Below are 11,904 nucleotides of genomic sequence, written 5' to 3'. Positions count from 1 at the left end.
CCTCATGATTGGATCTCCGATTCTAAATAGAGCTTCTTAATGGTTAATACAGCTATCAAACAAAGTACAGCGCTTAAAATAAGATAAAAGCTTGGGGCAAGATTATTGTTATATGTTTCAATAAGGTAAGTAACGATAAAAGGAGTTAAGCCACCGAAAAAAGCAAATGCAAGGTTATAAGAAATAGCAATCCCCGTATAGCGAATAGAGACAGGAAATAATTCCACTAATAGGCTGGGATACACCATAATAAAACTGCTTAAAAAGCCTAAAATAGATAAAGCAATGATAAGTGACTGTGTTGTTTGCTGAGACAAAGTTGCGAATAAAAAATAACTCAATAAGATAAAACCTATAGCACCGATCAACAGAATAAGTTTTCGTCCATATCGATCACCACACCAGCACAGAAAAATTAACAATAAGGAATAACAAGCTAAATTGATTGTATTAAACAAAGTCGCTTGTTGTAGAGGATAAGCAAGAATCGAAGAAAGATAAGTAGGCATATATAAAAACACAAGATTAATCATGACAGAACCTAAACAGGTTAAGCCGACACCTTGCAAAATTTTTCGCCAATACCCACTGATAGCCTCAGCAAAAGGAATTCGTTTACGTTCTGCAGTATGTTGAAATGCAATAAATAATGGGCTTTCTGATAATTGCTTACGTATATAAAAACTAAATATACCAAGACATCCACCAAAAATAAAAGGGATACGCCAGCCGAAGCTTAATAATTGTTCATTTGAAAGTTGTTTGGTTAAAATTAAACTAATTACTGATCCAAGAAAGATACCAAAATTGAGGAAAGAAAAGATAACACCACAAGCCAATGCTCGTGAACGTGGGGTTACATGCTCACAGGTAAACGTTAATGCTCCTGGAATTTCACCCCCGATGGACAATCCTTGCAATAAGCGTAAAAAAATTAGCATGATGCTGGAAAAAATACCAATATGTTGATACGTCGGTAAAAATCCAATAAGTAATGTGGGAACAGCCATTAAAATTACGGAAACAATAAATGTCTTTTTACGCCCATATTTATCGCCAAAATGACTAAACACAATCCCACCTAAAGGGCGAATTAAGTATCCAATCGCAAAAACAGCATACACACTCATCAATGATGCGAGTTTATCTGTTTCTGGAAAAAAAATCTGACTCATTATAGGTGCAAAAATAACGTAAATGACAAAATCATAAAATTCCAAGGCACCACCTAAAGAGGCAAGAAAAATAATTTTTCGCTCATTAGCTTTTAACTGCAACTCAGGCACTCTAAATCCTTTTCTAATGGAAAAGAGCTAAAATAGCATAACTTTTAGCACTCATGAATTTTTTAGTTATACACGTAAGCTCGACAAAAAAGGCATGATCGTCAATCAATGAGATCGCGAGTACACGTTGAAGATATAAATGAAAATCATAACTTAAAAATATAAGTTGATTGATTCCAAGATGCGTAGCTCCTTTTATTAAATTTTAGTAACATCAACAAAATTCTTTACATTTTCTCATGGAACATGCACTCTCATTTTATTTCTCAAGAAGTCCTGCAACGTGTTAAAAAATTCGTAACTCAGGCACATGTTGATGCTTATAAAAAAGATGGGGCGATCTGCATTCGTCAAATTCTAAATCCTGAAGAAATTACATTACTTCGTGAAGGCATTGAGCTGAATCTGAAATCACCTAGCCAGCGGTCAAAAATTGCAAGTAAGAGTGAGGATCCAGGGCAATTTATAGAAGACTTTTGTACTTGGCAAACCAATCCAAATTATCAACAATTTATTTTTGAGTCACCTGCTAGTGTGATTGCAGGAACACTGATGGGGAGCAAAAAAACACGGCTTTACCATGATCATCTCCTTGTTAAAGAACCAGGAACACAACAGCGTACGCCATGGCATCAAGATCAACCCTACTATAATATTGAAGGGTTTCAAAATTGCAGTTTATGGATACCAGTGGATCCCGTATCCCGTATTTCCAGCTTGGAATTTGTTGCAGGCTCCCATTTAGGGCCTTGGCTTATGCCTCGATCTTTTATGGATAACCAAGCGAAATGGTTCCCAGAAGGAAGTTTAACCGAGCTTCCTGATATCGAAGCACAACGTGGAGCCTACCCTATTCTTGGTTGGGAAATAGTTCCTGGGGATGTGATATGCTTTCATATGTTAACACTTCATGCGGCATCAGGCGTTCCTGGAACACAACGACGCAGAGTTTTTTCCGTGCGTTTTTTAGGCGATGACATCACTCATGCCCCACGTAAATGGGTAACTTCACCTGATTTTCCAGGATTAATCAACGAACTTCCAGAAGGAGCTCCTATGAATCACTCTTTATTTCCTGTGATTTGGGAAAGTTAATTTAGCGCAACTAAAAAATTCATGAATAAAACCTTCTAAGCAGAAGGTTCTGCATCATACCAACATGCTGCAATCCTATAAATTTAGACTCCTATTCTGACTAATAAGCTCTTCCAAAACCCAATAACCCATTAAATGCAATCAATTATTTAATAATCTTATATGTGAGCTCAAAATATTTGATTGGATATCATTTAAACAAGATGGTTAATATATGGAGAAATAAAATGTCAGAGTAACTAATTATGAAGAAAGGCATAGCGATAATCCAAACATGGGGAACGAATAGCCAAACTAAATATCTTGACAAAGATACTGGCCACGCGTCTATTGAGTTAAGATTACCGGCTACTGAGGAAAACTATAATCTCATAATGAACTATTGTGCACCAACACCTCATATTCCCTGTGACATGGAGACTGAAAAAAATAAGGATGGTACAGAACAAGAAATATACAGAGTTCGATTTAGCTTCATACCTAATGAGCTTAATGTTATAGAGCCTTTCCGTCTTAATTCTACTTATAAAGCAGATGCTCTTTATGCAGGAGACATACACCCTGATCCATTCTTTACTACATGTACCTTAACAGAAAAAGGTCAACGGACTGCAGACAATAATACAGTTGAGGGCCAATATATTAAGAATCTAAAAGCTATAGCAGATTATAAAGATTTAATAGATGCAACTGTTGAAATAACGCATAAAACAAATAACTTACTTCAAAGAGCCCCTCTATTACATCGTCTTTACCCTAGTTATAAAAAAATTTTAAATGCCATTGAACGATTGGATCAAGAGTTAGGTGGAAACAAGATATTAGCTGAACCATTAAATAACTTGTCTGATAGATTAAGCAGTATTATATCTACACTAAGTGGATCAATCGTTCATTTAGAATTTAGTAACGATCAATTAAGAAGAGACCACCCTTACAATTTTGAAACTTTTGATGAGAATGAATATTTATTCTATGGTAGACCCTGTGATAAGCAAATAAAACTTTCTATAGGTTCTGAGGAAAATGAATTGAACGCAGCTTGCATGCTGGAGCAAATGCGTAAAATAGTCGATACGGCTTCTGACTCTCATACGCCTAATGGGGCAAATACAATACTGAGCATCCTAAGTGCAGGTAATAAAGGGAAAACACTTGAATTTTCTTTTTCCAAAAATTTCCAGAATGATGCTACCCCTCAAATGGTGTACACTACAGCGATAGAACTTAAACATAAATCTCACACAGACTCCGCAAAAATCAGTCAAGCAAATACAGGAACAAATCCACAATCCTCCTCACAACAAAAATTGCTTATTGTCGGTTTATTGGCAACAGCAGGCTTGGTGATCGGAGCAGGTATCGGCGTGACATTAGTTGCCACAGGTGTGTTTGCACCTTTGGGGGTTGGCTTATTAGGACTAGTTATGGTCGCGGGAACAATGGGAGGAGGTTTGGCATTAATTAGTGGAGCTTTGGGATTAAGTATCACGAAATCAGATGCGCCGTCGGCAATAGCAACTCAAACATCCCAGAATATAGAAGTAAGTGGATCTCCAAGCTATTTATTCGCTACAAATAGATTGAGGGAGCAAGGCGCAAATGCGGACAACTCTCAAAAGCGCGCCAACACTCACGTATTAACTCCGATGCCATCAACACCATCTATTACAAGTGACATCATGAGTCAACCCAATCTCTTCTTTCACCATAGGAATAGCAGCCCTAATAATCAAGCGGATTTGTCTTTGGAAGCAGATGATGACCACATTCGGAGCTCTGTTTAACTCAACCCCATCAAGGACATAAAATGCCGTTGATGACGCCAGCCAAACTATATAAGGCAGGTAATTTATACACGAAGATTCAGTGCAAATACAAACAGTCCAATACAAAAAAATTCTGTTTTTTTTCTTAAAAATAAGCAATACTTCCTCCTGAATCAATCGTGGTACTCTCTATGATTAAAATAAGACCTTTCCTAAAATGGGCAGGTAGTAAATACAACTGTTTGGAAAAAATTATTCCTGCTCTCCCTCCGGGCAAACGCCTAATTGAGCCGTTCACTGGTTCTGGTGTTGTCTTTATGAATACAAATTATCCTTCTTATCTCCTTGCCGAAAGTAATCTTGATTTAATCCATTTATTTACTCTATTACAACAACGAGGTGATCCATTTATTGAGTATTGTGAATCTTTTTTTAACCCTGAATTCAATCGTAAAGAAAAATATTATCAAATAAGATCTGATTTTAATGCCTCTCCTTATTCCTTACAAAAATCGGCTTACTTTCTTTACCTCAACAGACATGGTTATAATGGCTTGTGCCGCTATAACTCTAAAGGCATCTATAACGTTCCTTTTGGACTTTATACAAAGCCTTATTTTCCACACAAAGAAATGCATCTTTTTCATCAGAAAAGTCAATGTGCTGAATTTATTCATAATGATTTTAGAAAGACTTTTGAGCTTGCAGAGCGCGGTGATGTAATCTATTGTGATCCTCCTTATGTACCACTTTCAGAAAAAACGCCCCATTTACCCTACAATCAAAAATTATTTACTAATGAAGATCAGATTGAGCTCACTGAGCTCGCTAAAGAATCAGCAGCAAAAGGTATTCCAGTTATTCTCTCCAACCATGATACAGAATTTACCCGCCATCACTATAGAAAGGCGGAAATCAAAAGCTTCCGAGTCGCCCGTTTTATCAACTGCCAGGGATCGATGCGGCAACCCGTCAATGAGTTAATTGCCATATTTAATTAAATAATCTAAGCATGACTAAGCATCACCCAACGCTGGTCTTAAATTGAATAATTACTCACTTTTGAAATAGAAAAACATGTTTTTTAACTATTAAATCAAGATTTTTTACACATAACTTTTTGAAATAAAATAATTATTGAATCGTTTCATATCATATATAAATCCAATGAATTGGACTGGTTGTGTTCAAAATGATTAAATATGATTATTACTTGAGCGCTATCAAAAATTCGCACTCTATTGAACCAAAGCAAAATATGTGGAGAAGCAAATGGTTACTACAGCACAAGATATACAAAAAGAACTAAACCAAAAACAGCACAGCAACTACAAGAAAACAACCAAAAAAAGATGGAGCAAGATCTAGCAAATATGTCAGCTAACAACCAAGGAATGCTAAATCCAAACCAGGAAACGGAACAAAATACAAAAATTATGGACGTTAAAAAGGATCCTAACAAAAATCTTGATCTTAACCAAATGTGTGATGACTGGCTTAAAAGATACAAAAAACAAAAACCTGATTTTGATGAAGATGAAAATAAATTTAAAGTAGACCAAGCTAACGGCAGGATAACGCTGCAATTTAAGAATTCTCAAGCAGAAGAAGATTTTCTCAGAGATTTAGCAAAACAAGGAGCGGATGGAAGAGTTTCCATGGGAGGTGATGTAATTGCGCTTACTAAAAATGGTGAACTGATTGATCCAAGAACCAACAAAGCATTCCCAGAAGGTGGGTATAAGGAGCTTGTTGACCAACTGAAAGCAGGAAAAAATTATAACGATATCCCAATACCAACCCCTTCTAAGAATTCAGCTCAATTCACAGAGAACGCATCTAAATTAGAGAACTCTCCTAAGGCAGCGAAGAACTCTCCGGAACCTGTTGCGACATCACTTGATAGTGAGCCCTCCATGACCGCTCCTCGTTCAAGCAAATCTAATATGGAAATGCCAGAATCGCCCCAACAAGAAATAACAGACAATGCTCACTCAGAAGTCAATGCCCCATCAATGTCACCCTGCCAAAACTCATAATGCTACTTATGTGCTTTGTTGGGTGTGGCTTCACAAAAGCAGAATGCAAAGGCATGAAATAACGAGTCACTCAATTATGAGCTCCCATGTCGCTTTATTCTCAATTTCGAAAAAAATCACCCTCCGCAAAAGCGGAGGCCTAAAACAAAAAAATGTACTAGAAACCTCGAGTTACAATATACATCCTGGAAACGATCCTCTTTAAAACACGGCCATATTGGCCGTTTAACCAAGAGTCGGCAGGTTACCGGACATTTTACTTAAACAATTGGGTGATCTTTATGATCTTTAATAAAAAAAGCAAGAATAGTAACTAATAACAATGAAAGGGGTAATATGGATAAAGCCACTTGATAATCTACGACAGTGTAAATATGTTCTCCCTTAACAATACCGCTATCCCCAAACGTATCCAATAATTTACCCACTAAAGGTTGGAACACAGCCCCAGCGAGAGAAATTATCATATTAGTCGCTGCAAAAACAGTACCTGATAATTGAGCACCGCTGCATTCTTTAGCCATAATAAACACGATAATTTCTGTAGCGCTAAACACGCCATATAAAAATAATAAAACATTGAGGCTAAAATAAGACAAACCTGGACAATACAAAACAAGACTAATACAAATTAAAGCAAAAATAGCACCTAAAACCAATGGTAATAAACGTTTTCCCGAGCGATCTGATAAATATCCCGCTACAGGAGCTCCAACTGCCCAACCCAAAAATACTGCAGAAACCGTCTTCGCTGCTTCAACCTTAGTTAAATGATGGGCTTGTTCCAAATACGTTTTTCCCCATAACTCACCAAACACGGATAAAGAAGTATATAAACACGCCCCCACAAAACCGATAACCCAAACTTCAGGAGCCACAAGTACTTTAAGCACATTTCGAAAAAACTCCGGTAAAGGATGGTTATTCGATTGATGGCCTTCTGGTCCATCACGAACCACAAGCAACATCAGTACACTTAAACCAGCACCAACAATGGCGATCAGGATTAATACTTGCTCCCAACCTATACTCTGAGACCATTCAGTAATTTTTACTTCACCATAAACAAGACCTAACATTCCAAGAGTAGTCATTAGACCCGCAACTAAAGAAAAATAACGTCTGGGTAACCAATGCAATGCAAGGGAAAGCACACCAACAAAAGCAAAAGAAGAGCCAAACCCTACTAAAAAACGTCCTGATCCTACTAAAAACATAGATGAAGTTAATGTAAACATCCACGAACCGACGGTACAACATAGACATGCAAACGTTAAAAGTCGTCTTGGGCCAAATCTATCCATTAACATCCCAACAGGCATCTGCATAGGGGAATATGCAAAATAATACAGGGCAGATATTTGACCAAAAGTTGTGGCTGAAATATGTCCCAAAGCAGTACTAAGCTCAGTCTGTAACACGCCTGGAATGATGCGTAAAATAAACTCATAGCAATAAAACACTGCCCCAACAAAGCAGATAAACAGGCCTAACAGCAGCTGTTTTCTTGAAACAATTTCATTTAGGTGCATGAGCGTGTGTTTCCTTTAAGAAGAACGTTAATAAAGCAGCAATACACATACCGATAGGTATAAATGCCAAAGCAATACGATAGTCAGTCATGTTATAAAGTTTATGTACATTCTCAACTGCTAATGCCGTTGAAAGAGAAGCACCACTACGTAAAGAATAACTAAAATCTAATAAGTATCCGACTAAAGGCTGCAATAACATACCGCCTAACATAACGATCATGTTAGTTAAAGCCATTGCCGTACCTGCGGCTTCACCTGGACTCAACTCCCGACCGACTGCGAATACAATCGCTTGTGCACTATAAAACAGTCCTAAGAAAAACATGAGAATCTGTACATTACTCTCGCTCAAACCAGGAAAATACAGAATAACTACCATCAATACCGTGGCTACACTAGACCCTAAAAGCATAGGCAATTTTCTGCGCGCGATGCGATCAGAAAAGTATCCCATCAATGGGGCTCCTAAAGTAAACCCTAAAAAAAGCAACGAATTCGCTAAACCAGCGCCATGTGCAGATAATCCATGAGCATGCCTTAAGTAAGGAATTCCCCACAATTCAGCAAAAACTGTTGTAGGTAAATAAACCAAACAGCCAAATAATCCGTTCACCCATATTTGTTTATTACGCGCAATAATACCTAAGTCAATCATACCGTTCTTAAAAGAAGAAACAGTGCCACTCTGTCTGTAACGACCTTTCTTATCATGGATACCTAACCACAAGATAAAGGTTAATACAATACCAAAAAAGGCGGTCATATTTAGAGTCCGGATCCAACCTAATCTATGAACAAATATTTCTAAAAAATTATCACCTAGCATCGCACCAACAGTTCCTAACGCCGAAGTAATTCCTGAAACCATGGCAAGCTTATTTTCCGGCAACCAGATTGTTGCTAGCTTTAATACACCGACAAATGCAAATGCGGATCCTAACCCAACCAAAAATCGCCCCGCAGCTGCAACCCAAAATGAGGTTGTTCCTGTGAATAAAAAAGTTCCGATGACACAAATGAAACATGCAAAAGTTAATAAACGTCTTGGACCGTAACGGTCCATCATGATTCCCACAGGTAACTGCATGGGAACATAAGCATAATAATAAACAGATGAAATATTCCCAAATCCTGTAGCTGACAAATTAAAATGTTCACGCAGTGCCGTTTCCATCGCACTAGGCGCGATCCGCAGCAAATATTCGTAACTATAAAACATGGCTCCAAGACCACAGATAAGCCATCCAATTAATGCGTAATTTCTACGGTTTTCAGAAAGCAAGGTTATCTCCTTAACATTGGTTAAGCAAAAGCATCTACAGTCTTAATCTAAGGCGGCAAATACTCTTTTATTTAATTCACCTATTTATCCTAAACGCAATCACTGCCATTAACTTAAGGGTTTGTCATTTTCGCGAAAGAGGAAATCCATTTTAGGAGTATTGTACCTCCATCAACATGGGTCCCTCTTATGCGAGGACGACTACAAGCTTCTTATATCAATGGTAATGAGGACATCTCATACGGCATACATCTACACCCAGAGATCCCTTATTGCATATGGGATGCTACTTTTAAATTTAAATTACATACAACTTATTGACTTACGCCACTTGCTATTGCAGCTTGGGCTACAGCAGCTGGAACTCGCTCTCGCAAACGAGGATCTATAGGCTTTGGAAGAATATAGTTAGGACCAAACTCCCAATACGTAACACCTGGGTAATTATCCTTCACTACCTGGGGAACTGGCTCATGCACTAATTGGCGGATTGACTCAACTGCCGCAATTTGCATGGATTGATTAATACATTTAGCACGCACATCCAAGGCGCCACGAAAAATATATGGAAAACATAATACATTGTTTACCTGATTAGGATAGTCACTACGTCCAGTAGCTATGACTATATCATCGCGTACCCGATGAGCTATTTCAGGTCTGATTTCAGGATCCGGGTTGGATAATGCAAAAATAATGGGTTTAGCTGCCATCAGTTTTAATAAATTAGCATCTAATAAATCTGGTTTCGCAACACCGATAAATACATCTGCGTCAACTAATGCATCAGCCAAGGTTCTGCATTCGGTCGTACGCGAAAAAGCAAACTTATAAGCATTTAGATCGGTGCGGCCCGAATGAATGACGCCTTTAGTGTCCAAAAGCAACATATTTTCTTTAGGAGCACCCAAGGCAGCAAGTAAGCGCATTGAAGCGATGCCCGCAGCACCAGCCCCTATACAAACAATTCGTGCTTCAGATAATTTTTTGTGTTGTAACTCAAGAGCATTTAGTAAACCCGCAGCAACTACGATAGCAGTTCCATGTTGATCATCATGGAAAACTGGAATATTTAATTGTTCGATTAAAGCTTGTTCAATTTCAAAACATTCGGGAGCTTTCAAATCTTCTAAATTAATCCCACCAAATGTCGGAGAAATTCGTTTTGCTGTAGCAATAAAAGCTTGGGGGTCATGGGCATCAATTTCGATATCAAATACATCAATACCAGCAAAACGCTTAAATAAAACTGCTTTTCCTTCCATAACAGGCTTACTAGCAAGAGGCCCAAGATCGCCTAGACCAAGAACCGCGGTACCATTAGTCATTACTGCCACTAAATTTCCTTTATTAGTGTAACGATAAGCGTTTTCAGGATTTTCTGCTATAGCAATTACAGGAGCCGCGACACCTGGTGTATAAGCCAAAGATAAATCACTCTGAGAGTCTGTTGATTTGGTCACATGAACACCGAGTTTCCCAGGGGTAGGAAATTCGTGATAATCCAATGCACATTGTTTCAAAACTTCGTTATCCAAAGTACTTGCTCTCTTAAATAAAATGAAATTTATTTTAAGTAAGATTCGGAATCTTACAACCATTATCAATTCATCGCTTATTCCAAGCTCTTAGACATAAGCATTCGAGCCACTCCTAATTCTAAGAGAAATAGCTAAGGAATAATATGGACTTAAACAAGAATTGAATTATCTAGACTGAACAACCAACAAAAATTTACAACGAAGGCAGCAATCTGTCAATAAGTTATACTTCGAGTGAAGCATAAATAAATAAGGCGCAAAACAATGCGCCTTATTTACTTTCTTCTTTATTAGATGCAGAACGTTGGCTGTAACGATCACGAAACTTCTGGACTCGTCCACCAGTATCTACTAATTTTTGCTTACCCGTATAGAAAGGATGACATTTTGAACATACTTCAATGTTCAAGTCTTTACCTAATGTTGATCTAGTTTCAAATTCCTCACCGCAACTACACGTTACTTTAACTTTTTTATATTCAGGATGAATTGATGCCTTCATAATACGACTCTCTATAGTTATGAGTATCGCCACCTGATCCACTGCCAGGCACCATACTCGACACAAATGACGCGAAACAATAGCAGAAAATCTTCTTTAAAGCAATTTTTCTGATCATCATCCCCGTTTTAACCTTTCCCAGCCTTTAATTTTTGTATTTTCAACACAGGACGTACAATATTTAACTCATTACTCATAATAATAACCTACAATTCTTAAGATAACCTAATTAAAACCAAAGGAGCTTAAAATGAAAAAAATGGAGCTTTATAAACTAGATACTCCCAATGATCTTGATATTAAAGATAGGCGGAAAATCGCTGAAGCGATTAATCCACTTGTTGCTAATACTTTTGCCTTATTTGTCAAAACAAAAAATTTTCATTGGCACATGACTGGACCACATTATCGCGATTATCATCTTTTGCTCGATGAACAAAGTGAGCAAATTTTTTCAATGATTGATGTTCTAGCAGAACGAGTCCGAAAATTAGGAGAAAAAACAATTCAATCTATCGGACAAATCAAAGAACTGCAGACAATTAAGGATAATCATGAAATATTATCCGCGGAAGAAATGCTTCATCAACTCTTAAAAGATAACGAAGATTTCTTAAAAAGTATGAGGAAAGCGCACGAAATATGCAATAAAGGAAATGATTTTGCTACAACTAGTATTCTCGAAGAGTACATAGACGAAACAGAGAGAAGAATTTGGTTTTTATTTGAAACACTTCAAAATAAATGAAGTAAAACAAATAAATACCTTTTTCTATAACTCACGTTTATGACTTATGCACCAAAACTAAATTTGGTGCATATTAACATTCTTAAGGAAAAGTACTGCGCCATCCA

10 protein-coding genes are annotated in these 11,904 nt (G+C 37.4%); 5 read left to right on the top strand and 5 right to left on the bottom strand.

What is annotated here, in order from left to right:
• Positions 1–2 precede the first annotated feature (2 nt).
• Complete coding sequence (locus EL220_RS05660) at positions 3–1,286, bottom strand: MFS transporter (RefSeq protein ID WP_027271759.1); 1,284 nt, start codon at positions 1,284–1,286, stop codon at positions 3–5.
• A 246-nt stretch (positions 1,287–1,532) separates the two neighbouring features.
• Between EL220_RS05660 and EL220_RS05655 the strand changes: the two genes are divergently transcribed.
• The 4 genes from EL220_RS05655 to EL220_RS05635 all read left to right on the top strand — a co-directional run bounded on the left by EL220_RS05655 (position 1,533) and on the right by EL220_RS05635 (position 6,189).
• The gene (locus tag EL220_RS05655) at positions 1,533–2,381 is read left to right on the top strand and encodes a phytanoyl-CoA dioxygenase family protein (protein ID WP_027271758.1); all 849 of its coding nucleotides are present in this window, start codon (positions 1,533–1,535) and stop codon (positions 2,379–2,381) included.
• Positions 2,382–2,626: 245 nt separating this feature from the next.
• Positions 2,627–4,168, top strand: coding sequence for a hypothetical protein (locus EL220_RS18670; protein WP_232002646.1), 1,542 nt, complete (start codon positions 2,627–2,629; stop codon positions 4,166–4,168).
• Positions 4,169–4,341: 173 nt separating this feature from the next.
• Complete coding sequence (locus EL220_RS05640; protein ID WP_027271757.1) at positions 4,342–5,151, top strand: Dam family site-specific DNA-(adenine-N6)-methyltransferase; 810 nt, start codon at positions 4,342–4,344, stop codon at positions 5,149–5,151.
• Positions 5,152–5,391: 240 nt separating this feature from the next.
• On the top strand, positions 5,392–6,189 hold the full coding sequence (locus EL220_RS05635) for a hypothetical protein (protein ID WP_232002645.1): 798 nt from the start codon (positions 5,392–5,394) through the stop codon (positions 6,187–6,189).
• A gap of 260 nt (positions 6,190–6,449) precedes the next feature.
• On the opposite strand, the gene EL220_RS05630 is transcribed toward EL220_RS05635, so the two are convergent.
• The 4 genes from EL220_RS05630 to rpmE all read right to left on the bottom strand — a co-directional run bounded on the left by EL220_RS05630 (position 6,450) and on the right by rpmE (position 11,049).
• Entirely contained in the window at positions 6,450–7,721 is a 1,272-nt protein-coding gene (locus tag EL220_RS05630) for an MFS transporter (protein ID WP_027271756.1), read from the bottom strand.
• Complete coding sequence (locus EL220_RS05625; RefSeq protein ID WP_027271755.1) at positions 7,708–9,006, bottom strand: MFS transporter; 1,299 nt, start codon at positions 9,004–9,006, stop codon at positions 7,708–7,710. Before EL220_RS05625 ends, EL220_RS05630 begins: the two co-directional genes overlap by 14 nt.
• Positions 9,007–9,320: 314 nt before the next feature.
• Entirely contained in the window at positions 9,321–10,544 is a 1,224-nt protein-coding gene (locus tag EL220_RS05620) for a malic enzyme-like NAD(P)-binding protein (protein WP_027271754.1), read from the bottom strand.
• 274 nt (positions 10,545–10,818) lie between these two features.
• Entirely contained in the window at positions 10,819–11,049 is a 231-nt protein-coding gene (gene rpmE / locus EL220_RS05615) for a 50S ribosomal protein L31 (RefSeq protein WP_027271753.1), read from the bottom strand.
• Positions 11,050–11,299: 250 nt separating this feature from the next.
• Here rpmE and EL220_RS05610 point away from each other — a divergent pair, with 250 nt between their 5' ends.
• Complete coding sequence (locus EL220_RS05610; RefSeq protein WP_027271752.1) at positions 11,300–11,797, top strand: Dps family protein; 498 nt, start codon at positions 11,300–11,302, stop codon at positions 11,795–11,797.
• Positions 11,798–11,904: the final 107 nt, after the last annotated feature.

The sequence above is a fragment of the Legionella sainthelensi genome (assembly GCF_900637685.1).
GTDB classification, from domain to species: Bacteria; Pseudomonadota; Gammaproteobacteria; order Legionellales; family Legionellaceae; genus Legionella; species Legionella sainthelensi.
The sequence above is the reverse complement of the archived record's forward strand: the minus strand, read 5'-3'. Positions and strand labels throughout refer to the sequence as shown.